This window comes from Arthrobacter sp. NPDC080031 (genome assembly GCF_040702485.1).
Lineage (GTDB): Bacteria > Actinomycetota > Actinomycetes > Actinomycetales > Micrococcaceae > Arthrobacter.
The window spans coordinates 24,513-47,420 of the sequence record NZ_JBFBLA010000035.1 but is presented as its reverse complement, the minus strand read 5'-3'; the positions used below and the strand labels follow the sequence as shown (position 1 = coordinate 47,420).

Below are 22,908 nucleotides of genomic sequence, written 5' to 3'. Positions count from 1 at the left end.
CGTCCCCGAACTACCCAAAACCCGATCCGGGAAAATCATGCGCCGCCTCCTCAAAGACGTCGCCGAAGGCCGCGAACCCGGCGACGCCACCACCCTCTCCGACCCCACCATCATGGCCCAGATAGCCCAGTCCCTGAAAAAATAGGCTCTGCCCCAACCAAGCAAAGCCCCTCAGGCCAGCAGGCTAAGGCGGCGGTTCTCTCCAAGGAGGACCGCCGCTTCTGTCTTAAAACCCTCCGTCGCAAGAATGTTATATTTAGTGCTTTCATGTTCTCTTTTGAGCGGTTATAGTCGAGTTCTACGTGAGAAACCTCACAAGCACCACGCTTTCAAGGGAGAGAACATGGCAGCGAATCTTGACCCGATCCAGCCGGCCCACAATGCCGGCCCTGGACGCCGCACCATCCTGAAAACGCTCGGTATCGGCGCTGCGGGGCTCGCCGGCATTCCGCTGCTGGCTGCCTGCACCGGCGGCTCGGGGCCAGCTCCCGGAGCCACGTCGAACAGCCTGACCTTCGGCTCGGGTTCCTCGGACGACGTTCCCAAGGCCGCCTACAAAGCCGTCACCGATGCCTTCACCAAGAAGACCGGCATCACGGTGGCCACCAATGTCGTCCCGCACAACGACTTCCAGAACAAGATCAACTCCTACCTCCAGGGCAGCCCGGACGATGCCTTCACGTGGTTCGCCGGCTACCGCATGCAGTACTACGCGGGCAAGGGCCTCCTGGCTCCCGTGGATGACGTGTGGGCAACGATCGGCAGCAACTTCTCGGACGCCATGAAGAAGGCCTCCACCGGGCCGGACGGCAAGATGTACCTGGTCCCCAACTACAACTACCCTTGGGGATTCTTCTACCGGAAGAGCTTCTGGGCCGAAAAGGGCTACGCAGTACCGAAGACCTTCGATGAGTTGAAGACCTTGGCCGCCAAGATGAAGGCCGACGGCATCATCCCCATCGGCTTCGCGGACAAGGACGGCTGGCCGGCCATGGGCACTTTCGACTACATCAACATGCGCCTTAATGGCTATCAATTCCACGTGGACCTGACCGCCCACAAGGAAAGCTGGGACCAGAAGAAGGTCAGCGACGTCTTCGACACCTGGAAGGCCCTCCTTCCGTTCCAGGACCCCAATGCCCTCGGCCAGACGTGGCAGGACGCGGCCAAGGCCCTCGAAGCCAAGAAGACCGGGATGTACCTGTTGGGTTCGTTCGTGACCCAGCAGTTCACGGATCCCGCCGTGCTGGCGGACATCGATTTCTTCCCGTTCCCGGAAATCGCCGTGGAAGGCACCGACGCCGTCGAAGCCCCCATCGACGGATTGCTCCTCTCCAAAAAGGGCGGCGACAACAAGGCAGCGCACGACTTCCTGGCGTTCATGGGATCCGCCGATGGCCAGAACGCCTACTCATCGGTGGATGGCTCCAACATCGCCACCGTCAAGGGCGCCGACACGTCGAAGTTCACCCCGCTGAACAAGAAGTGCGCGGACACCATCGCCAATGCCAAGTACATCAGCCAGTTCCTTGACCGGGACGCCCTCCCTGCCATGGCCAACAACGTGATGATCCCCGCGCTGCAGTCCTTCATCAAGGACGGCACCGTGGACGTCAAGAACCTTGAAGCGCAGGCCAAGACCCTTTACGCAGCCCAGTAGCTGAAGGAATCCCCATGAGTACTACCGCCGAGAAACCGGCAGCACCGGACAGCGAGCCCGGTGCTGCCGGGCGAACCACGGCCCGCAAGGGCCAGCCCGGCACCGCCAGGCGGACCGGCAAAGCAGGCAGGGTCCGCCGCCTCACCCGCCGCGACAAATTCATCCTCGCGATCATGGTGGGATTGCCGACGCTGATCCAACTTCTGCTGGTCTGGCTGCCCACGCTCTTCTCCGTTGCGCTGAGCTTCACGCGCTGGAACGGCCTTGACCTGAAGGACATCAAGGCCGCAGGGACGGACAACTACCGCTTCGTGGTCCAGGACTATCCCCCGTTCTGGCCTGCCATTCAACACAACGTGCTGTGGCTCGTCTTCCTGGCCCTGATCGCAACCCCCCTCGGCCTGCTGCTGGCCGTACTTCTGGACCAGAAGATCCGCGGCAGCAAGATCTACCAGAGCATTTTCTTCACCCCCGTCATGTTGTCGTTGGCCCTCATCGGCATCATCTGGCAGCTGTTCTACAACCGGGACAGCGGGCTTCTGAACTACCTCCTGGGCACGGCGGGCACACCGCATGCCGTGGACTGGTTTGGAGATTCCAACGTCAACATCTGGGCGGCCATGGTTGCGGCTACCTGGCGTCACGCGGGCTACGTCATGATCCTGTACTTGGCCGGGCTCAAGGGCGTGGACCCCTCGCTGAGGGAGGCGGCGTCGATCGACGGCGCCAACGCGGCGCAGACGTTCTTCCGCATCGTCTTCCCGGCAATGCGCCCCGTGAACATCGTGATCGTGGTGATCACGATCATCGAGTCGCTACGTGCCTTCGACATTGTGTACGTCATCAACCGAGGCACCAACGGCCTTGAACTGATCAGCGCCCTGGTGATCCAGAACCTGATCGGCGAAGGCCAGGTGATCGGGGTCGGCTCTTCCCTCGCGGTGATTCTCCTGGTCATCTCGCTGATCCCCATCGTTTTCTACCTCGTCCGCACCTTCGGCAAGGAGAGCAAGGCATGAGCGCCCTCGCCAACCCCATCCCGCGCACAACGGCGGCCGCTGGCGCAGCCCGGAACTCCGGCAAGCGCCACTACGGGACCCATATCTTCCTGACCGTCATGGCAATCATGTGGCTGATTCCGCTGGTCTGGTCCTTGTTCACAGCGTTGCGTCCCAAGGCGGATACGGACAAATTCGGCTACTTCAGCCTTGGCGGCACCTTCAATTTCGACAACTTCATCCAGGCCTGGACCCAGGGCGGATTCTCGAAGTACCTCCTGAACTCGGTGATCATCACTGTTCCGTCGGTGCTCCTGACCCTGTTCTTTGCCTCGATGATGGCGTTCGCCGTCTCCAGGGTGAGCTGGAAATTCAACGTCACGCTCCTGATCATGTTCACGGCAGGCAACCTCCTGCCCCCGCAGGTCCTTGCGGCCCCGTTGTTCGAGATGTTCAAACATGTCACGCTGCCGTACTCCTTCAGCGATTCCGGCAACCTGCTCAACACCTACATCTCGGTGATCGCCGTGGACACGGCATTCCAGATCGGTTTTTGCACTTTCGTGCTTTCCAACTACATGAAGGCCCTCTCGTCCGACCTGACGGAGGCCGCGCTGGTGGACGGTGCCGGGATCTGGCGGCAGTACTGGAACATCATCCTGCCGCTGTGCCGGCCAGCCCTCGCGGCACTCGGAACCCTGGAAGTCATCTTCATCTACAACGACTTCTTCTGGCCGCTTCTCTTCATCCAAAGCGGTAACCGGCTGCCGATCACGACTGCCATCAATAACCTGCAGGGCGAGTTCCTCAGCAACTACAACCTGCTGGCGGCCGGCGCCACCATCACCGTGATACCCACCCTGATCATCTACCTCGTGCTGCAGCGCCAATTCGTGGCCGGCCTCACGCTGGGTTCCAGCAAAGGATAAAACGCATGGCAATGGATTACATCGTCGACAAGCTGGGCGGCCGGATCGCCTTCGGCGGCGACTACAACCCCGAACAATGGCCGGAAGAGGTCTGGAAGCACGACGTCGCCCTCATGAAGGAAGCCGGGGTGAACCTCGTCAGCGTCGGCATCTTCAGTTGGGCCCTTCTGGAGCCCGAAGAAGGCCGGTACGAGTTCGGCTGGCTGGACAGGGTCCTTGACCTGCTCCACACCAACGGCATCAGTGTGGATCTCGCGAACGCGAGCGCTTCTCCCCCGCCCTGGTTCAGCCGCAAGTACCCGGATTCACTTCCGGTGGATGCCGACGGCGTCCGGCAAAGTTATGGTTCGCGACAGGCCTTCGCGGCGTGCTCGCCGGACTATCGCCGGGCGGCAGCAGCCCTGACGACGGCGATCGTGCAGCGCTACGCGGGGCACCCCGCCGTCGTGATGTGGCATGTCCACAACGAATACGGCTGCCACAACCAACCGGACTTCGGCCCCCACGCAGAGCGTGGCTTCCAGGAATGGCTCCAGGCCAGGTACGGGAGCCTGGATGCGCTCAACGAGGCCTGGGGCACCGCCTTCTGGTCCCAGCATTACTACGACTGGGCCGAGATCCTGCCCCCGCGCCGCTCCGGAACGTGGGTGAACCCCACGCAGCAACTGGATTTCGCGAGGTTCTCCTCAGATGCCCTTCTTGAGTGCTTCAACGCAGAGGCAGACATCATCAGGGCACATTCGAAGCACCCGGTAACCACCAATTTCATGGGCTTCAACATGGGCCTGAACGCCCCCGTGGACTATTGGCGCTGGTCCGGACACATGGATGTCGTGTCCAATGACCACTATCTGATTGCCGCCGACGAGCGGAACTTCCAGGATCTGGCCATGACGGCGGACCTCACCCGCGGCTGGGCGCAGGGCAAGCCATGGCTCCTGATGGAACACTCCACCTCGGCAGTCAACTGGCAACCCCGCAACGTGGCGAAAGCGCCGGGCGAAATGCTGCGCAACTCCCTGCAGCACGTGGCCCGCGGAACCGATGGCGTGTTGTTCTTCCAATGGCGGGCCTCCCGTGCCGGGGCCGAAAAATACCACTCCGGACTGGTCCCCCACGCCGGCCGCGACAGCAAAGTGTGGCGCGAAGTGGTGGAGCTCGGCCGAGCGCTCGGGAGCATTTCGGAGGTGGCCGGCTCCACGGTCCAGGCCAAAGCCTGCATCATCCACGACACCGACGCCCGCTGGGGCACCGAACTGGACTCGCACCCCAGCCAGGACGCACGGAACCTCCCGGAGACACGCCGCTGGCACGATGCCCTCTACCGGGCAGGCATCACCACGGACATCCGGCAAAGCACCGATGACCTTTCCGGCTACAAGCTGGTGATCGCACCCATGCTGTACCTGGTCACGGATGAAGGCGCGGCAAGGCTCCACGAGTATGTCGAAGCCGGCGGAACCCTGGTGATCACCTATTTCTCCGGAATCGTCGACGAAAACGACCACATCCGCATGGACCCGGTCAACGGAGGCGGTTATCCCGGGGCATTCTCCAAACTGCTCGGCGTGAGCATGGAGGAATTCTTCCCCCTGCGTTCCGGCGATGCCGTGGGCTTGAGCCGATTCGGCTCCGGGACGGTCTGGAGCGAGCTGGGTAAGGCGGCCGGGGCGGAGGTTTTGGCCACGTTCGACGGCGGCGCGGGCACCGGCGTCGGGGGCACCGGCGTCGACGGCTCGCCGGCAGTGACCCGCCGGGCGGGATCCGCCGGACGCGGTGCCGCCTACTACGTGGCCACGAGTCTGGGCCGCGCGGGACTGGCCGAACTGGTCCAGCTCCTCTGCTCGGACGCCGGGGTGGAGCCGGTCCTGGGCGTTCAGCCACCGGAAGACGTGGAAATCGTCCGCAGGAGCAACGGCACCAAGGACTGGACCTTCGTCATCAACCACAGCGCGCAGGACGTGGAGGTACCGCTCGACGGCGTCGAGCTCCTGAGCGGAACCACCACCGGAGGTACCCTAAACCTTACTGCCGGAGGCGTCGCCGTCGTCGCCACTCCCGCCTAGCCACCCGCCGTCCTTCCAGAGAGGTTCCGATGCTTCAGGCAGCGCGCCACACCGCCATTGTCGACGCCGTCCAGCGTGAGCGGGTTGTCCGTGTCTCGGACCTCGCGCAGCTGCTGGGCGTCTCAGCCATGACCGTTCGGCGCGACATCGAGTCGCTTGAGGAGTCCGGTCTCGTCGAGCGCATCCATGGCGGTGCCAAGATACCCGGCGATGCCCGGACCCACGAGCCCGGCTTTGAGCTGAAATCCACCCAGTTGATCGAGGAAAAACACGCGATCGCCGTCGAGGCCGCCACCTTGGTCCACGAGGGCATGGCCGTGGGCCTGAGCGCCGGAACCACCACCTACGAGCTCGCCAAGGTGCTCCTGGAGGGCCCGCGGATCACGGTGGTGACGAACTCCATCAGGATTGCGGACCTCTTCCACAATGCCTCGGGTTCACGGGAGGGTTTCCCGGTCATCGTGACGGGTGGCGAGCGGACGCCGTCGGACGCTTTGGTGGGTCCCATCGCCACGGCCGCGCTGAAGCAACTGCACTTGGACATGCTTTTCCTCGGTGTCCACGGCATGGATGCGGATGCCGGATTCACCACGCCGAACCTGCAGGAAGCCGAAACCAACCGGGCCTTCATCAGTGCGGCCCGCAACGTGGTGGTTTTGGCGGACCACAGCAAGTGGGGAACGGTGGGGATCGCCTCGATTGCCCAGCTGGAGGAAGCCGACGTGCTCGTGACGGATTCGCATCTCGGCGAGGATGCGCGGCGTATCCTCGCTGACGGCGTCGGGAAACTCAGGATCGCCACGCCTTAGCGTCCGGAGGGGGAATGCGCTACGGGCACCCGCACGATTGCCGGATGCGGAGCTGGGTGGGGAAAACCCTGTGCTGCGGGGGTTCGTTGCGATTCTCGCCCACCAGCGCGGATACCGCGGCCTCCGCCATCTCCCACACGGGCTGCTCCACGGTGGTCAGGGCAGGCCAGCTGTATTCGGCCTCGATCGAACCGTCGAAGGACGCCACGGCGATATCGTCCGGAACGGACAGGCCGGCCTCGCGGATTGCGCGCAGGAGCCCGATTGCCTGCATATCGGAACTGGCGAAGATCGCCGTCGGGCGGTTGCCCGCGGCCAGGAGGCGTTGTCCGGCGGCGTAACCCCCGGGGCGGTCGAACCCGCCGCGGGCGAGCGGCCCAACAGGAAGCCCGGCAGCTTCGAGCGCCCGCCGCCACCCCTCCTCGCGCCCGTCAGCCTCGTTGTCGGCGGTGATGCCCATGGCGAGTCCGATGTTGGTGTGGCCGTGCCCGATCAAATGTTCCACGGCCAGGCGGGCTCCGGCTTCAAGGTCCACGCCTACGCTGTTGAATCCGGGAGCGACCGAGGCATGGTTCAACAGGACCGAGGGGATTTCCGCGCCGAAAAGCTCCAGTAAATCGGGTTCGAACATGACGCTTGCCAGGACCACACCATCCACTTGCCGCGCGGCGAGGTTGCGGATGTGGCGGCGTTCCGTGTCCAGCTTGTTGTCGGAATTCGTCAGCAGCAGGGCATATCCGCGCTCGGCGGCGGCCACTTCCACGGCATGTCCGAGCAGCGCCCAGAACGGGTTGCTCGAGTCCGGGATGATCAGGCCAACGGTCTGGTTGGACCCCATTTTGAGCGCACGCGCGGCGGCATTCGGCCTGTACCCGAGGATCCGGATGGCGTCCTGGACCTTCGCTTCGGTCGCCGGCGCCACTTTCTTGGGACCACCGTTCACCACATAGCTCACGACGGCGGTGCTCACCCCGGCGTACCGGGCCACGTCTTTGCGGGTCACCGGTCCGCGCGGGGTGTGCACTGCCGAAGTAGTCATGGTGATCATGCTAGCTACAAAGCCTCGGGGGCATCTCCAAAGTCCCTGATGGGGAGCCGTTCGCCGCCGCGGAGCGCGGACTCGTGCGCCACGACTCCGGGGAGCGTGAAGCGCGCGGCGACCCAGGCGTTGACCGGGGGAAGGCTTCCCTTGTTCACGGCCGTGACGAAGTCGTCCACCAGGAACTGGTGGCTGCCTTCGTGCCCGGTAGGAGCTCCCTCGAATTCAACGGGGAGCCGGCCGGCGTCGTGCACCGGAGCGAGGCCGGAGATGAACGCGCCGCGAAGTTCGGGCGCGACGTCCGCCAACGAGGGGTCATCGGGAGACATGCTCGGCTTGGTCTCCACCTGGTCCGAGACGTCCAGGACTCCCTTTTTGTCCTGCCACAGCGTGGTGGTGGCCAACTGCTCGAAGCTTGCCTCGGTGCCGAAGAAGCGGAAGCGCGATTCGCGGATGTGCGAGGGGTAGCCTACGCGGCGCATCTCGTTGGTCCGCATCACGCCGCCGTCGTTCATTTCGAACAGCGCCGTGGCGTTGGAGAAGTCATTGTCGAACATGCTGACTTCCTTGTCGAAGACGCCGTCGCCGCGATCGTCCTTGACTCCTATGCAGCTGACGCTCACGGCGTGGCCCGGAATGGCGCCCAGGACGCCACCGATGGCGTGCGTGGGGTACAGCATGGGCGGGTAGCTGGCGGTTGCTTTCCAGTTTTCGCCGCCGCTGTACTGGTATGCCTCGTAGAAGCCCAGATCCATGTCGTGGACATAGTCGCCTTCTGTGTAGAAAATGCGGCCGAACTTGCCGGCGGCGTGCTGCTTGCGGGCATAGACGGTGGCGGGGTTGTAGAAGCTGGTCTCTCCCATGGCATAGACAAGCTTGGTCTCACGCACGGCGTCGATGATTCCGGCGATCTGATCTTCGGAGATCGCCATGGGGACGGCCGAGTAGACGTGCTTTCCGGCGCGGAGCGCCTTGATCACCAACGGCCCGTGCGTCCAGCGCTGCGTGAAGATGGCGACGGCGTCGACGTCGGAGGCCAGCAACTCGTCGAAGCTGCCCATGGTGCCATCCAGGCCCAGCTGTTCAACGGCTTTGGAAGCCCGTTCCGGGAGCTCGTCCACAGCGTAGACGGCGGAAACCCCGGGGTGGAGCTTGAAGAGGTGAGCGAAGTGGCCGCCGAACTGGCCAAGGCCTACTACTCCCATTGAAAACGTCATTGTTAGCCCTTCGATTCAGTGTGTGGCTTCAGAATGCCATCGCCGCGCCGGGAGCGGTACGACAAGTGACTCAGGCCAGTGAATCACCGGGATCTACTCGAGTCAACAAAAAGCAAGAAATCTAAAATAATCAAACAAAAATTCACAACCTTGCTTGACCCCTTCATATCTACTCGTGTAGATTTCCATCAGTTGTAACCCACATCACAGTCAGGAAAGGGTCGAAGATGACCACCCTTGCCAAACAAGCGGAGCCCGCCGCGCTTCCCAAACCGGGCAAACCAGCCAAGTTCGGCATTCGCCGGATCGGTGACTTGAAGATCGCCTTGCTCTTCATCTTCCCGGCGATGATCGGCTTCGTTCTTTTCTTCCTCGTCCCCACCATCCGGGGGATCTACCTCAGCTTCACCGAGTACAGCATCCTGGGTGATCCCACCTGGATCGGCTTGAAGAACTACACGACGATCTTCAGCGACGATCTGTTCTGGAACGCCATGGCCGTCACCGTGCAGTACGTGGCACTGAACATCGGCTTCCAGACCGTCATCGCCATCGGACTCGCGCTCCTCATGCACCGTGTGGCCAAATCGACCTTCATCCGCGGCGTCCTGCTGCTGCCGTTCCTGGTGGCGAACGTGATCGTCGCACTGCTCTGGTTCTGGATGCTGGACTACCAGCTGGGCATCGTCAATGAAGTCATCAGCTGGATGGGCCTGCCCCGTATCGCCTTCTTCGGCAGCGAACAGTGGGCCATTCCCACCATCGCCTTCGTCAACGTCTGGCGGCACATGGGCTACACCGCCCTGCTGATCTTCGCAGGACTCCAGTCCATCCCCAACCACGTCTACGAAGTAGCCAACCTTGACGGGGCCTCCCCCACCCGCACCTTCTGGAGCATCACCATGCCGCTCTTGCGCCCGGTGTTGGCCCTGGTCCTGGTGGTCACCGTGATCGGTTCATTCCAAGTCTTCGACACCGTGGCTGTCACTACGCAAGGCGGACCTGTCAATGCCTCCCGGGTCATCCAGATGTACATCTACCAGAAGGCCTTCGGCGAGTCCGACTTCGGCTACGCCTCAGCGCTGTCCGTCATTCTCTTCATCATTCTCGCCCTGGTGGCCTTCATCCAGATGAAGTTCCTCAAAGGCAACGAGACGGACTTGGACTAAGGAAACCCCGCCATGAGTACCTCCACCAATTCCCGCCGTTTGCGGGAGTCCGCCACCGCCGTCGTCGGCTCCCCGCAATCGCACCGCACCCCCACGAAACCTTTCAACTGGCGCCGCGCCGGCGCATGGGTCCTCGTAGCGATCGCCGTCGTGGTCACGGTCGCTCCGTTCCTCTGGATGCTCCGGACAGCACTGTCCAGCAACCATTCGCTGGCCTCGAACGCCGGCAACCTCCTTCCTGCGGACTTCAGCTGGGGTGCCTTCCAGCGGGTCTTCGGGTTGCAAAGCCCCGAGCAAGCAATCGCCGAAGGCGGTTCCGGCGCCGACATCAATTTCTGGCTCTACCTGCGAAACTCGATCGTCTTCGCCACCATGACCACCGCAGGCCAGGTGTTCTTCAGCGCAATGGCCGCCTACGCCTTTTCCAGGCTGCGCTGGCCCGGACGGAACAAGGTCTTCGCGATCTTCCTGGCCACCATGATGGTCCCGCCGATCTTCACTGCCCTGCCGAACTTCCTGATGATCAAGAACCTGGGCCTGCTCAACACCTTCGCCGGACTGGCGCTGCCCTTCATGTTCATGACGCCGTTCGCCATCTTCTTCCTGCGCCAGTTCTTCCTGAGCATGTCCCGCGAAGTGGAAGAGGCCGCCATGCTCGACGGCGCCAAGCACCTCCGGATCTTCTTCCAGATCGTGATCCCCAATGCCGCAGCACCCCTGGCCACCCTCGCGCTGCTGACCTTCATCGGCCAGTGGAACGAGTACTTCTGGCCGCTCCTGGTGGGCCAGGACGAAAGCGTCCGCGTCCTCACCGTGGGCCTGGGTGTCTTCAAGTCCCAGTCCCCGCAGGGCGCACCGGACTGGAGCGGACTCATGGCCGCCACCCTCGTGGCTGCACTACCCGTCCTGATCCTCTTCATCGCCTTCGGCAAGAAGGTGGTCAACTCCATCGGCTTCTCCGGCATCAAATAAGTCATCCCCCAGCACCGCCCCGTTCCATCGCAACCCCCTGAAAGGTCCACCATGAAGAAATCCATTGGCACCGTCGCAGCTGCCGTAACCGTCGCTGTCGCGGCCGCGCTATCGCTCTCCGCTTGTGGCGGCGGATCCGCCCCCGCCTCCAGCGAAGCCAAAGGCGAGATCAACTACTGGTTGTGGGACGCCAACCAGCTCCCTGCCTACCAGCAGTGCGCGAGTGACTTCACCAAGGCCAACCCGAATATCACGGTCAAAATCACCCAGCGCGGCTGGGACGACTACTGGACCACCCTGACCAACGGATTCGTGTCCGGTACCGCCCCCGACGTCTTCACCGACCACCTGTCCAAGTACCCTGAGTTCGCTTCCAAGAAGCAGCTACTGGCCCTCGACGACGCCGTGGCCAAGGACGGCGTCAAACTGGACAGCTACAACAAGGGCCTGGCCGATCTCTGGGTGGGCCAGGACGGCAAGCGCTACGGCCTCCCGAAGGACTGGGACACCATCAGCCTCTTCTACAACAAAGCCATGACCGACTCTGCCGGCATCACTGCCGAGCAGATGGCCAAGCTCGATTGGAACCCCAAGGACGGCGGCAGCTACGAGAAGACCATCGCCCACCTGACCGTGGACAAGAACGGCAAGCGCGGAGACGAAGCCGGCTTCGACAAGAACAACGTGGCCGTCTACGGCTTGGGCTTGGAGTCCTCCGGCTCCGGCCAGGGCCAGACCCAGTGGAGCTTCCTCGCTGCAACCACCGGCTGGACCGCTACCGACAAGAACCCGTGGGGCACCAAGTTCAACTACGACGACCCGAAGTTCCAGGAAACCATCGCCTGGTGGGCCGGACTGGCGGACAAGGGCTACATGCCCAAACTTGAAACAACGGTAGGCGCCAGCGTTTCGGACAACTTCGGTGCAGGCAAGGCCGCGATCAACACCAGCGGCTCGTGGATGATCGGCCAGTACACCGGATACAAGGGTATTCAGACTGCCATCGCCCCCACCCCGACGGGACCGGACGGCAAGCGCGCGTCCATGTTCAACGGCCTCGCCGACTCCATCTGGGCCGGCACCAAGAACCCCGCGGCAGCCACCAAGTGGGTCGAATACCTTGGTTCCTCAGCTTGCCAGGACGTCGTCGCCAACAAGGCGGTCGTGTTCCCGGCGATCAGCACGTCCTCGGATTTGGCCGCCAAGGCTTTCGCGGCCAAGGGTGTTGACGTCTCCGCTTTCACCCAGCAGGTCAAAGACGGCACCACCTTCCTCTTCCCCATCGCGGACAAGGCTGCAAAAGTTGACGGCATCATGAAGCCCGCAATGGACGCAGTACTCAGCGGCAAGAAGCCGGCCAGCTCCCTCTCCGATGCCAACAACCAGGTCAACAACCTCTTCAAGTAACACCAGCCCCTGAAACCAGTCCGGGCACCGCCGCTTCACTCCTTTGACGGCGGCGCCCGGACTCTCCACTCCCTCGTAACGGGACCCCTACTCTCTGAAAGTGAACCAGCCCATGGACCCGCTCCACCTCCGTTCCGCCGGCACAAGCCTGGTGGTCAGTTTCGACAGCGGAGAGGCCGAAGTCATCCACTGGGGTGCCGATCTCGGCAGCACCCTCCCGGACCTCGCCATCCTGGGCGAACCCATCCCGCACTCCGCCGTCGACGCAACCGTCCCGGCGACGCTCATCCCTCAAGGTTCCTCCGCGTGGCGGGGCCGTCCGGGCCTGCGCGGCCAGCGAATCGCCGACGGCGTCCCAGGACTGGACTTTTCGCTCCGGCTCCGCGTGGCGGACGTGCAGGCTGACGCCAGCGTCGCCTCTGCGGCGGACGCCTCTGCAGTGGGCGCCTCTGCAATGATTGTCCAGAAGGATCACGACGCCGGAATCACCGTGACGTCCAAGCTCACGCTTCATCCCGGCGGCCTTCTTGAGCTGCGCCACACCGCCGTCAACGACGGCACGTCCCCCTTCCAGCTCGACGAGCTGGCCACCGTCCTCCCGGTGGGACCGGAGGCCGTCGAACTCCTCGACCTCACCGGGCGCTGGTGCCGCGAACGCCATCCGCAGCGCCGGACCGTCCAGCAAGGAACGTGGGTACGCACGGGACGCCACGGACGCACGGGGCATGATTCCTCGCTGCTTTTCGCCGCAGGTACGGCCGGATTCGGCAACCGCCACGGGAAGGTCTGGGCGACCCACCTGGCGTGGAGCGGCAACCACGAACAATTCGCCGACACCGTGGCCGATGGCCGCACCATGATCGGCGGTTCTGAACTCCTGGGCCCGGCGGAAGTAGTGCTCCAGCCTGGCGAGGGCTACACCACGCCCGCACTGTTTGCCGCCTACTCGGACCGTGGCCTGGACGGCATCAGCGAAGCGTTCTACAGCTGGTTCCGGTCCCGCCCGCATCACGTCCTTCCCGCCGCTTCCACGGGGCTCCCGTCCGGCAGGCCCCGCCCGGTGGTCCTGAACACGTGGGAGGCCGTGTACTTCAACCACAGGCTGGACACCCTGATCGAGCTCGCCGAGTCCGCCGCGGAGCTGGGCGTGGAGCGCTTCGTGCTCGACGACGGCTGGTTCCGCGGGCGCCGCGACGACCATGCCGGCCTGGGCGATTGGTACGTCGACGAAACCCTGTGGCCCGATGGCCTGACGCCGCTCATCGAGGCCGTGAACTCCCATGGCATGGAATTCGGGCTCTGGGTGGAACCGGAAATGATCAACCTGGATTCAGAGGTTGCCCGGGCACACCCCGACTGGATCGTGGGGCCCGCGGCCCTCTCCTACAAGGACGGCGGCCGTCTCCCGCTGGAATGGCGCCACCAGCACATCATCGACCTCGTCAACCCCGCAGCCTGGCAGTACGTCTTCGAGCGGATCGACACGCTGCTGGGGGAAAACAACATCAAATACCTCAAATGGGACCAGAACCGGGACCTCAGCGAGCACGGCCATGCGGGCCGCGCCTCCGTGCATGCGCAAACCCTGGCCGCCTACCGGCTCTTCGACGAGCTCCGCAAAGCCCACCCCGGCGTCGAAATAGAAAGCTGCTCTTCCGGCGGTGCCAGGGTGGACCTGGGCATCCTTGAGCGGACCGACAGGATCTGGGGATCGGACTGCAACGACGCCCTCGAAAGGCAAACCATCCAGCGCTGGACCGGCGTCGTGGTTCCACCGGAACTGGTGGGCGGGCACATCGGTCCGACCACCTCGCACACCACGGCCCGCACACACGATCTCTCCTTCCGCGCCATCACCGCGTTGTTCGGGCATTTCGGCATGGAATGGGATGTCCGCCAGGTGCAGGGCGCCGAACGCGAGGAGCTCAAGCGCTTCATCGGCCTGTACAAGGAGCACCGCGGGCTCATCCACAGCGGGCGGATGGTCCGTGCGGACGTCCCTGACGACTCGCTGATGCTGCACGGCGTGGTCTCCGACGACGGCGACGCTGGCTTGTTCGCCGTGGTCAGTACCCGGACGTCGTTCGCCGAACAACCCGGGCGCGTCGCCATCCCGGGCCTCGATCCCGGGCGTTCCTACACAGTGCAGGCCATTTTCCCGGCCCCCGGCGACGCCGACTATGCTCGCACCTTCACCCAGGTGCAACCGCCGGCATGGCTGCCATCCGGCGCGCAGGCGAGCGGCCGCTTCCTTGCCGAGGTGGGGCTTCCTATGCCGGTCCTGAACCCTGAGCACGCGCTGCTGCTCCGCTTCACTGCGGTGTAGCTGCCGTCCGGCGTTTCTTACACAGTCCTTTAACCTGCCGTGGGCTGCGTAAGAAACGCCGGACCGTCTCCGCACACCGATAGATTGGGAGTTATGACTGAAGCTCCCAACGCCACCGAAGCCGGTCGCGGCACCATCCTCGTCCTCAATGGCCCCAACCTGAACCTGCTCGGCACGCGCGAGCCGGAAAAGTACGGCACCTCCACTTTGGCCGACGTCGAACAGCTCGCCATGGCAGCCGCCGGGGCCCACGGATTCACAGTGGACTGCGTCCAGTCCAACCACGAGGGCGACCTCATTGACGCCATTCACGGCGCACGTGGAACCGCCGTCGGGATCGTCATCAACGCGGGTGCGTACACGCACACTTCCGTCGCACTCCGGGACGCCCTTGCTGCGGTGCAGCTTCCCGCCGTCGAAGTCCACATCACCAATGTTCACCAGCGCGAGGAATTCCGGCACCACTCCTACCTGTCCCCGGTGTGCTCCGCGGTGATCGTCGGCGCGGGAGTCCAGGGCTACAAGCTGGCCATCGACTACCTCGCCACCGCGGTCTAGATCCTCGCACTGGGCAGGCTCCTTGGGACATGCTCATTCTTCGTGACCAGGGCCAGACATGTGCACCCCCTCCCAAGGGACATGCTCATCCTTCATGGCCAAGGTTGGTCATGTGCACCCCCTCCCAAGGGACATGCCCATTCCTCATGGCCAGGACTGGACATAATCGCAATATGTCCAGCGCTCAGATCAAGCGCAGAGCATGTCCGTCGTGGGAAGCAGCACTTTTCACATCCCGGCAAATGGGGACATGCTCATTCTTGGTGGCTAGGACTGGACATGTGCACCCCCTCCCAAGGGACATGCTCATTCTTGGTGGCCAGGACTGGACATAATCGCAATATGTCCAGCGCTCAGATCAAGCGCAGAGCATGTCCCATCGTGGGCAGCACCACTTTTCACATCCCTGCAAATGGGGACATGCTCATACTCCGTGACCAGGGCTGGACATGTGCACCCCCCTCCCAAGGGACATGCTCATTCTTCATGGCCAGGACTGGACATAATCGCAATATGTCCAGCGCTCAGATCAAGCGCTGAGCATGTCCCATCGTGGGCAGGGCTACTTCTTGGTGCACTGGCCTGACGACACTGCCTCGCTCAGGGATGGTGCTTGCTGGGCCACTGGCGAGAGCTCGTCCATGGTCAGTGCGTAGCCCACTGCCACATCCGAAGTGGTCTTGGCGAAGACGACGCCGGCAACCTGCCCTTGGGTCGTCAGAAGCGGACCGCCCGAATTGCCGGGCTGCACGTCTCCGGCCAGCTTGTAGACCTGTTCCGGGGACGGGTTGTTGCCGTAAATGTCCGGAACCAGCAGGGTCGAAATGCCCTCAACCGCGGCCGGCTTGGACTGGAACGGACCTCCGTGGGGGTAGCCGGCGAACGCCGCGGGAGAACCGGCCGGAAGGTCGGCGCTCAACTGCAGGGGCGCCGTCGGGAGACCGTCGACGGCGACCACGGCCAAGTCGCGTTGGCTGTCGAAGTAGACGACGCGACCAGGCAACGCACCGCCGTCGGGGATTTCCACCACAGGCTGCGACACGCCGGCCACGACGTGCGCATTGGTCACCACCCGGCCAGGGGACACAACGAAGCCGGAGCCCGTCTGGTTCTGGCCGCACTGGTAGGCCGTGCCAGCAATCTTCAGCACGGAATGGGCCGCGTTGTTGAGTGCCGGTGTGTCCGTGCTGGTGTTCGGAATGGGCATAGGTGCAACGGGGCCGATGCCCTCGATGAGTTGCGGAATGCCGTTGCCCATGACCGTGGAACGCAGTTGCGCGACGCTGGCCTTGATGGGTGTGGGCGTCATGGTGTCGATGAACCGGATCACCTTGGAATCGGCCAGCTGCTGCGAGACGAACGGCACACCCAAGGAGCCGATGCTGAACGCCAGCATGGACATGACCAGCGCGGCAACGACCAAGCTGACGAAACCACCCAGCACGCGGTCAAGTGCGTGCAATGGCTGGATGCGCAGGGCTTTGCGGACCCTCTGGCCGATCCAGGTACCGAGCCCATGCCCCAGGACAATGAGCACTACGGCCGAGCCGATAATGGCGGTCAGCCTCCAGCCGCTGTCCTTCACCCAGTCACCGACGAGCGGGACCGCGATAAAGGCAGCCACTGCTCCTACGGCAAAGCCTGCGATTCCGCCGAGCGTCACGAAGAAGCCATTGCGCAGTCCGTAGATCAGGTAGGAAAGAAGCGTCAAAATCAACGCCAGGTCCAATATGGTCAAGCCGAACACCAAAGCTCCTCACAGCCGAGTAAGCCCCAATTGTAGTTGCACAGGCTGACAGCTTCCCTTCGTAAGCAAGCCGCAGCCGACATCGCGAAGCGGCCGCCCAGCCGGGGATTCCCTGCCGGTTGGGGAACGGTTTTGGGCCTCTTCCGCGTGATTTAGGGCGTTTCGGCTGCCAAGTACGTCACAGACGCGACAAAATTCTGAAACAATGGCTGAAGCGCCCCAGCCGAACTTTTACTCAGGAGATTTCATGGACATCGAGGTATTGCGCCGCGCACCCCTCTTCGCCACCCTTGACGACGACGCTTTCCGTCTGCTGACGGACGAACTCACAGAGGTGGACCTTTCACGCGGAGCGTCTGTTTTCCGCGAGGGCGATCAGGGTGACCAGCTCTACTTCATCGTGTCCGGCAAGGTTAAGCTCGGCCGCACCTCCCCGGATGGCCGCGAATCCCTCCTGGCCATTCTCGGCCCGGGCGAGCTCTTCGGCGAAATGGCCCTGTTCGACCCCAGCCCGCGCACCGCAACGGCCACGGCCGTGTCCGAGACCCGGCTGGCAGGCCTGAAGAACGAAAGCCTGAACGCCCTGCTGCGCACCCGTCCCGAGGTGTCCGCGCAGTTGCTTCAGGCACTCGCCCGCCGCCTGCGCCGCACCAATGATTCCCTGTCCGACCTCGTGTTCTCGGACGTCCCGGGCCGTGTTGCCAAGGCCCTTCTGGACCTCGCGGACCGCTTCGGCCGGCCTGCGACCGACGGCGTCCTGGTCGCCCACGAACTCACGCAGGAAGAACTGGCCCAGCTGGTCGGAGCCTCCCGCGAGACGGTCAACAAGGCCCTCGCAGAGTTCGTCCAGCGAGGCTGGCTCCGCCTGGAAGCCCGCGCAGTAGTCATCCTGGACATGCAGCGCCTCCGCCAGCGCTCCCGGTAGTTTCCAGCGACACAGAAAATGCCTGGCGACAACGGAATTCGGAATTCCGGTGTCGCCAGGCATTTTTCGTGTCGCCGGCGTCGTTAGTCGTAGGTCCTCAGCGCTCCCGCTGTGGCTCCCCTGAAACCGTCCGGGCCGCCTCGACTTCGAGCATGAGCGCGCCATCCTCCTCGACGAGCCGCGGCTGGTACATATGCGGCTTCCGTTTGTAGCTGAGGTACGCGATACAACCTTGGGCAGCGGCCATCTTCTCGAGGATGATCTCCGAACCCGGCACCAGCAACTGGCCCAAAGTCAAGCCAACCGTGTTTTCCTGGCCGATTTCGTCCCCAAGCGCAGTGGTCTCGCGCTCGGCCATGAGTTTGGAAACGCACACCCAACGCCCCCAGACACCCTTGCTGGCCAGCAACGAGGGCTGCTGGTTAACAGGAAGGGTGGCCGCGAAGTAGCGGGTGTTGAAGCGCCGGTGTGCGAAGTCCGGGCTAAGCCAGTTGACCAGCGGCTTGAGCAGGTCCGTCCGCAGCGACAAGCCACGCTTGGCCAGGACATCCGTAAACGACTTGTCCTGGGCTGCCACGGCCTCACGGGCTTTCATCCACTCGGGAGTGGATGTCGCCTCCACGGTGGTGGACAGGTCGGGGCCGGCCAGCAGCACGCCGGTTTCCTCGAACAGTTCGCGGATGGCGCCCACCACGTGGCGGCGCGCCAGTCCGACGTCGGCGGTCCCCAGCATCTCAGCCCAATGCTGAGGCGAGGGGCCAAGCCAGCCGAGGGCGTCGTCGTCGGTGGGTTCCAGCGAACCGCCGGGAAACGCGACAACGCCCAACGGCGAGGAACCGGGACGGTAACCCATCCACGTTTCCAGGCCGGTGGGCGAATCGCGGAGCAGGACAACGGATGATGCAAAACGCGCGGCGCGGGGGGCCCGTTCGCCGAGCTCAAGCCAATTCCGTGCAGCCCCTTCTAGTTCAGGGGGTAACGCAAACAGGCGTCGGGCTAGTTGTGGCAATTGAGTGAACCGGTTCCTTAGCTGAATTCAGCGATCAACTCGACCTCGACGGGAGAGTCGAGCGGAAGGACTGCAACGCCGACTGCGGAACGCGCGTGCTGCCCTTTATCGCCGAAGACACGCCCGAGAAGCTCGGATGCACCATTGATTACACCGGGCTGGCCGGTGAAGGAGGTATCGGAGGCCACGAAGCCGACGACTTTAACGATGCGCGTGATGCGGTCGAGGTCCCCGATGACGCTCTTGACGGCAGCCAAGGCATTGACAGCGCAGACCGCTGCATACCTCTGCGCGTCTTCCGGAGACACCGTGGGCTCTTCCGAAAGGCCCTCTTCACCGCTGGAGACTTTGCCCGTAGCTTCGAGTTTGCCGTTAATGAAGGGCAGCTGTCCGGAGGTGTAGACGTGGTTGCCGGAGACGATGGCCGGAACATAGGCGGCCACCGGAGCTGCAACAGCCGGCAGGGTCAGTCCGAGTTCGGCAAGGCGCTGCTCGACGGCGGATGCCGGAGCCGTGGAATCCGCGCCAACGCTGGTTTCTGCGGGGGTTGTCATTGTTACTGCTTCTCCCTCTTCAAGTATGCAACAAGTCCGTTTCCATCGGGTCCGGGGACAACCTGGACGAGCTCCCAGCCGTCCTCTCCCCACTGGTCCAGGATCTGCTTTGTAGCGTGAATGATGAGCGGAATCGTCGCGTACTCCCATTTGGTCATGAAAGAAAGACTAGCCCTTGCCGGTAAAGTGGAGAACATGGTGACTCGTAGGAACCCTCTATTCGACACTGCCACCACTCTTGGAAAGATCCTCGGATTCCTCGGTGTGAGCGCTATTTGTGGTGTCCTGGTGGCGGGCTTGCTCGTCCCCGCGGCCGCCGTTTCAGGCAGTGCGGCGAGTGGGTCCATTCAGTTCTTTGACACGCTGCCGGCGGAACTTCAGGTGAACCCGCCCAGCCAGGCGACCACCATCCTGGCCGCGGACGGCAGCCAGATCGCCTCCATCTACTCCGAGAACCGCACGCGGGTCTCGCTGGACCAGATGAGCCCTTTCATCAAGGACGCGATCGTCGCGGTTGAGGACAGCCGCTTCTATCAGCACGGGGGCATCGACGCCACCGGCATCATGCGCGCCATCGTCAGCACAGCGAGCGGAAAGCAGCAGGGTGCGTCCACCATCACCCAGCAGTACGTGAACAACGTCATCAACGAGTCACTCGTGTCCCAGAACAAGGCTTCCGACGTCAAGCTCAACGGCGTCAACAAGGGCGTGGGTGACAAGCTCCGGGAAATGAAGCTGGCCATCGCCCTGGAGAAGAAGTTCTCCAAGCAACAGATCCTTGAGGGCTACCTCAACATTGTCTTCTTCAACAAGGATGCCTACGGGATCGAAGCCGCCTCGAGGCTCTTCTTCAGCACCAGCGCCAAGGACCTCACGTTGCCGCAGGCCGCCTTGCTGGCCGGCGTCGTCAACAGCCCGTCCTACTACGATCCCGTGACGAATCCGGACCACGCGAAACAGCGTCGCGACCTGGTGCTCGGCCTCATGTTGGACCAGGGAAAGATCAAGAAGGCTGACTACGACGCCGCCATCGCGACGCCGGTGACCACCAAGGTCACGCAGCCTCGCCAAGGCTGTGCGTATGCCACTACGGCACCGTATTTCTGTGACTACGTGCTGCACTTGCTGCTCAACAACCCGGCCTACGGCGCCACGCCCGCCGAGCGTGGAAACCGGGTCTCGCGCGGCGGCCTGACCATCCAGACCACGCTGGATCCCAAGGCGCAAAACGTTGCCCAAGCCCAGGTCGATGCCACGACCGGCGATAACCCAGACAAGTGGGGGGCCACGATAGTCTCGGTCCAACCGGGCAGCGGGAAGATCGTTTCCATGGCGCAGAACACGGTGTGGCTGCCCGCGGCGGGAAAGTTCGATCAGACACAGAATTTCAACGTGGATGTGGTCGATGCCAACGGCAACGATCTTAACGGTTTGGGGGGATTTCAGCCCGGCTCCACCATGAAGCCCTTCACGTTTGCCGAATGGCTCAATGAGGGCAAATCGATGAACACCACCATCAACGCAACGGTCCGCAGGTACCCGCAGAATTTCCCTTGGCGGAACACATGCCCCACGCCCGAGAATGGTTTCTACGACGCCAATGTCCCGGGGAGTTATGACCTTCAAAACTCGGATGACACCCATTACCGCTCAATGACGGTGCTGTACGGTCTGATGAACTCGATCAACACCGCCACCTTCGCCTCTGCGTCGCAGCTGGACCTTTGCGGCATCCAAAAGATCGTCGACGCCGTGGGCATCCACGGCGGAAACCCTGTGCGCGACCAGTCCGGGGCGGTCACGGATGCCAATCCAAAGGTTCCCATGACCACGCTGGGCAACCTGATCGGTTCCACCCAGACCGCGCCGCTCACCATGGCTAGTGCGATGGCAACGTTCTCCAACAACGGCAAGTACTGTGAGCCCATCGCCATCACGTCGGTGACAGACCAGACGGGCGCAAAGCTGCCAGCCCAGTCTCCCAACTGCAAGGATGCCGTCAGCCCGGAGGTTGCCCACGGTGTCGCGTACGCCATGCAAGAGGTTCTTAACCAGGGTTCCGGTTCGCTGATCCAGCCCAGAATCTCTACCAAGACCAGTTTCCCCATTGCGGCCAAAACCGGAACCAATGACAGCAACGGCTCCACTTGGGTTGTTGGGTACACTTCCGGTCTCGCGACAGCCAGCTGGTTCGGAGACCCGCTGGGCAGTCAGCTCCGCCAGGGACGCAATATCACTGTGAACGGGAAGTTCTATCCCAGTGTTGACGGTTACATGATCGCCGGTCCGCAGTTTTCCAACTACATGTCGCAGGTTGCTCCAGCCTATGGAACCAATCCGTTCCCGGCCCCGCCGTCGAACCTGCTCGATCCGCCGGGGTACAGACCTTCGACGCCGAGCAACAACACTCCGAGCAACACTTTTCCGAGCACCCAGCCGAGCAGCAACGGGAACGGCAATGGAAATGGAAATGGCAACGGGAAGAACAATGGCTAACGGCTCGAAGCCCGTCATTGAATCGCTGGCAAGCCGCGTCCGAAGCATCGGACGCGGCTTTGCCGTAGCTGCCGGTGCTGGCGCAACCGCCGGCGTTGCCGGCCTCGCGTATGGCCTCTGGGAAAAGAACCAGTTCGTGCTCCGCGAGGAGGTCGTTCCGATCCTGCCCGAAGGCTCGGCTCCCCTCCGTGTACTGCACTTGAGCGATATCCATTTCGTGCCAAGCCAGCGGAGGAAGGCCGAATGGCTGCGTTCGCTCGCGGCGCTCGAGCCTGACCTCGTGGTGAACACGGGTGACAATCTCAGCCACCCCCACGCCGTCGTTCCGCTGTTGGACGCGTTGCGGCCACTGTTGAAGTTTCCGGGTGTCTTCGTCCCGGGCTCCAACGACTACTACGCCCCGCGGTTCAAGAACCCGGCAGCGTATTTGCGCGGCCCGTCGCGCGTCAAGAACAAACAGGTCGAGCTCGATTGGCCTCGGCTGCGTTCCGGCTTCGGGATGTCCGGCTGGATCGACCTCACCAACAGGCACCAGTCCCTGCCCATCAACGGGATCCGCTTCGATTTCTCCGGCGTGGACGATCCCCATCTGAATCGGGAGCGATACGCTGGCTGGCCACGCGGCACCGCCGGACAGGACTCCCGCCCGCATCTGCGCGTCGCTGTCATTCACGCCCCCTACCAACGTGTCCTGGACCATTTCACGAACGACTCGGCAGACCTCATCCTCGCCGGACACACCCACGGCGGCCAGATCTGCATTCCGGGCTACGGCGCCTTGGTCGCCAATTGCGATCTCCCCACGTGGCGCGCAAAGGGTTTGCATGATTGGGAGAACGACGGACGCACGACGCCGGTCAACGTCTCAGGCGGCATCGGCACCTCACGCTTCGCCCCGGTCCGGATCGCCTGCAAGCCGGAAGCCGTGCTGCTGACCCTGACGGCCCGCCAATAGCAGGCACCCACCACCGGGCATGCGCATCCCGGCACCCGAAGAACGGACATAAGCACCCCCGCACCAATGAGC

19 protein-coding genes are annotated in these 22,908 nt (G+C 63.2%); 13 read left to right on the top strand and 6 right to left on the bottom strand.

Going from position 1 to position 22,908, the window contains the following annotated elements; all coding sequences use genetic code 11:
• Positions 1-343 precede the first annotated feature (343 nt).
• From AB0323_RS21805 to AB0323_RS21785, 5 genes are read left to right on the top strand one after another with little or no spacing between them, the layout of a single operon-like run.
• Positions 344-1,660, top strand: a complete 1,317-nt coding sequence (locus tag AB0323_RS21805) for an ABC transporter substrate-binding protein (RefSeq protein ID WP_366179199.1) — start codon at positions 344-346, stop codon at positions 1,658-1,660.
• 14 nt (positions 1,661-1,674) lie between these two features.
• Complete coding sequence (locus AB0323_RS21800; RefSeq protein WP_366179198.1) at positions 1,675-2,679, top strand: sugar ABC transporter permease; 1,005 nt, start codon at positions 1,675-1,677, stop codon at positions 2,677-2,679.
• Entirely contained in the window at positions 2,676-3,587 is a 912-nt protein-coding gene (locus tag AB0323_RS21795; protein WP_366179197.1) for a carbohydrate ABC transporter permease, read from the top strand. Before AB0323_RS21800 ends, AB0323_RS21795 begins: the two co-directional genes overlap by 4 nt.
• A gap of 5 nt (positions 3,588-3,592) precedes the next feature.
• Positions 3,593-5,653: a beta-galactosidase gene (locus AB0323_RS21790; protein WP_366179196.1), complete on the top strand. Its 2,061-nt coding sequence runs from the start codon at positions 3,593-3,595 to the stop codon at positions 5,651-5,653.
• A gap of 29 nt (positions 5,654-5,682) precedes the next feature.
• Positions 5,683-6,462 (top strand): DeoR/GlpR family DNA-binding transcription regulator, encoded by a 780-nt coding sequence (locus AB0323_RS21785; RefSeq protein ID WP_366179195.1) that lies wholly within the window; start codon positions 5,683-5,685, stop codon positions 6,460-6,462.
• Positions 6,463-6,481: 19 nt separating this feature from the next.
• Here the strand turns inward: AB0323_RS21785 and AB0323_RS21780 are convergent, their stop codons facing one another.
• On the bottom strand, positions 6,482-7,501 hold the full coding sequence (locus AB0323_RS21780; RefSeq protein ID WP_366179194.1) for a LacI family DNA-binding transcriptional regulator: 1,020 nt from the start codon (positions 7,499-7,501) through the stop codon (positions 6,482-6,484).
• Between the two features lie 14 nt (positions 7,502-7,515).
• On the bottom strand, positions 7,516-8,718 hold the full coding sequence (locus AB0323_RS21775; protein ID WP_366179193.1) for a Gfo/Idh/MocA family oxidoreductase: 1,203 nt from the start codon (positions 8,716-8,718) through the stop codon (positions 7,516-7,518).
• Positions 8,719-8,945: 227 nt separating this feature from the next.
• Here AB0323_RS21775 and AB0323_RS21770 point away from each other — a divergent pair, with 227 nt between their 5' ends.
• From AB0323_RS21770 to aroQ, 5 genes are all read left to right on the top strand, one after another.
• Positions 8,946-9,887: a sugar ABC transporter permease gene (locus tag AB0323_RS21770; protein ID WP_366179192.1), complete on the top strand. Its 942-nt coding sequence runs from the start codon at positions 8,946-8,948 to the stop codon at positions 9,885-9,887.
• A 12-nt stretch (positions 9,888-9,899) separates the two neighbouring features.
• Positions 9,900-10,859 (top strand): carbohydrate ABC transporter permease, encoded by a 960-nt coding sequence (locus AB0323_RS21765; RefSeq protein WP_366179191.1) that lies wholly within the window; start codon positions 9,900-9,902, stop codon positions 10,857-10,859.
• Positions 10,860-10,910: 51 nt separating this feature from the next.
• On the top strand, positions 10,911-12,266 hold the full coding sequence (locus AB0323_RS21760; RefSeq protein ID WP_366179190.1) for a sugar ABC transporter substrate-binding protein: 1,356 nt from the start codon (positions 10,911-10,913) through the stop codon (positions 12,264-12,266).
• 112 nt (positions 12,267-12,378) lie between these two features.
• Positions 12,379-14,592 carry an alpha-galactosidase gene (locus AB0323_RS21755; RefSeq protein WP_366179201.1) on the top strand — a complete coding sequence of 738 codons (2,214 nt, stop codon included), beginning with the start codon at positions 12,379-12,381 and terminating at the stop codon, positions 14,590-14,592.
• 93 nt (positions 14,593-14,685) lie between these two features.
• Positions 14,686-15,150 (top strand): type II 3-dehydroquinate dehydratase, encoded by a 465-nt coding sequence (aroQ, locus tag AB0323_RS21750; RefSeq protein WP_364540388.1) that lies wholly within the window; start codon positions 14,686-14,688, stop codon positions 15,148-15,150.
• A gap of 562 nt (positions 15,151-15,712) precedes the next feature.
• Here aroQ and AB0323_RS21745 read toward each other — a convergent pair.
• Entirely contained in the window at positions 15,713-16,897 is a 1,185-nt protein-coding gene (locus AB0323_RS21745; protein ID WP_366179189.1) for a MarP family serine protease, read from the bottom strand.
• A 247-nt stretch (positions 16,898-17,144) separates the two neighbouring features.
• Between AB0323_RS21745 and AB0323_RS21740 the strand changes: the two genes are divergently transcribed.
• Positions 17,145-17,822: a Crp/Fnr family transcriptional regulator gene (locus AB0323_RS21740; protein WP_011775987.1), complete on the top strand. Its 678-nt coding sequence runs from the start codon at positions 17,145-17,147 to the stop codon at positions 17,820-17,822.
• Between the two features lie 97 nt (positions 17,823-17,919).
• Here AB0323_RS21740 and AB0323_RS21735 read toward each other — a convergent pair whose 3' ends face one another.
• From AB0323_RS21735 to AB0323_RS21725, 3 genes are read right to left on the bottom strand one after another with little or no spacing between them, the layout of a single operon-like run.
• On the bottom strand, positions 17,920-18,831 hold the full coding sequence (locus AB0323_RS21735; RefSeq protein WP_366179188.1) for an NUDIX hydrolase: 912 nt from the start codon (positions 18,829-18,831) through the stop codon (positions 17,920-17,922).
• Between the two features lie 17 nt (positions 18,832-18,848).
• Positions 18,849-19,385, bottom strand: a complete 537-nt coding sequence (locus AB0323_RS21730; protein ID WP_366179187.1) for a RidA family protein — start codon at positions 19,383-19,385, stop codon at positions 18,849-18,851.
• Positions 19,386-19,387: 2 nt separating this feature from the next.
• Positions 19,388-19,543, bottom strand: coding sequence for a DUF4177 domain-containing protein (locus AB0323_RS21725; protein ID WP_009359196.1), 156 nt, complete (start codon positions 19,541-19,543; stop codon positions 19,388-19,390).
• Between AB0323_RS21725 and AB0323_RS21720 the strand changes: the two genes are divergently transcribed.
• Positions 19,542-21,881, top strand: a complete 2,340-nt coding sequence (locus tag AB0323_RS21720; RefSeq protein WP_366179186.1) for a transglycosylase domain-containing protein — start codon at positions 19,542-19,544, stop codon at positions 21,879-21,881. The two genes, AB0323_RS21725 and AB0323_RS21720, sit on opposite strands and share 2 nt — an antisense overlap.
• Positions 21,874-22,836 (top strand): metallophosphoesterase, encoded by a 963-nt coding sequence (locus AB0323_RS21715; RefSeq protein ID WP_366179185.1) that lies wholly within the window; start codon positions 21,874-21,876, stop codon positions 22,834-22,836. The genes AB0323_RS21720 and AB0323_RS21715 overlap by 8 nt, the downstream gene beginning before the upstream one ends.
• Positions 22,837-22,908 lie beyond the last annotated feature (72 nt).

Coding starts and splice junctions, on each gene's coding strand:
- AB0323_RS21805 (WP_366179199.1), top strand. CDS start 344: ATGGCAGCGAATCTTGACCCGATCCAGCCGGCCCACAATGCCGGCCCT.
- AB0323_RS21800 (WP_366179198.1), top strand. CDS start 1,675: ATGAGTACTACCGCCGAGAAACCGGCAGCACCGGACAGCGAGCCCGGT.
- AB0323_RS21795 (WP_366179197.1), top strand. CDS start 2,676: ATGAGCGCCCTCGCCAACCCCATCCCGCGCACAACGGCGGCCGCTGGC.
- AB0323_RS21790 (WP_366179196.1), top strand. CDS start 3,593: ATGGCAATGGATTACATCGTCGACAAGCTGGGCGGCCGGATCGCCTTC.
- AB0323_RS21785 (WP_366179195.1), top strand. CDS start 5,683: ATGCTTCAGGCAGCGCGCCACACCGCCATTGTCGACGCCGTCCAGCGT.
- AB0323_RS21780 (WP_366179194.1), bottom strand. CDS start 7,501: ATGACTACTTCGGCAGTGCACACCCCGCGCGGACCGGTGACCCGCAAA.
- AB0323_RS21775 (WP_366179193.1), bottom strand. CDS start 8,718: ATGACGTTTTCAATGGGAGTAGTAGGCCTTGGCCAGTTCGGCGGCCAC.
- AB0323_RS21770 (WP_366179192.1), top strand. CDS start 8,946: ATGACCACCCTTGCCAAACAAGCGGAGCCCGCCGCGCTTCCCAAACCG.
- AB0323_RS21765 (WP_366179191.1), top strand. CDS start 9,900: ATGAGTACCTCCACCAATTCCCGCCGTTTGCGGGAGTCCGCCACCGCC.
- AB0323_RS21760 (WP_366179190.1), top strand. CDS start 10,911: ATGAAGAAATCCATTGGCACCGTCGCAGCTGCCGTAACCGTCGCTGTC.
- AB0323_RS21755 (WP_366179201.1), top strand. CDS start 12,379: ATGGACCCGCTCCACCTCCGTTCCGCCGGCACAAGCCTGGTGGTCAGT.
- aroQ (WP_364540388.1), top strand. CDS start 14,686: ATGACTGAAGCTCCCAACGCCACCGAAGCCGGTCGCGGCACCATCCTC.
- AB0323_RS21740 (WP_011775987.1), top strand. CDS start 17,145: ATGGACATCGAGGTATTGCGCCGCGCACCCCTCTTCGCCACCCTTGAC.
- AB0323_RS21730 (WP_366179187.1), bottom strand. CDS start 19,385: ATGACAACCCCCGCAGAAACCAGCGTTGGCGCGGATTCCACGGCTCCG.
- AB0323_RS21720 (WP_366179186.1), top strand. CDS start 19,542: ATGAAAGAAAGACTAGCCCTTGCCGGTAAAGTGGAGAACATGGTGACT.
- AB0323_RS21725 (WP_009359196.1), bottom strand. CDS start 19,543: ATGACCAAATGGGAGTACGCGACGATTCCGCTCATCATTCACGCTACA.
- AB0323_RS21715 (WP_366179185.1), top strand. CDS start 21,874: ATGGCTAACGGCTCGAAGCCCGTCATTGAATCGCTGGCAAGCCGCGTC.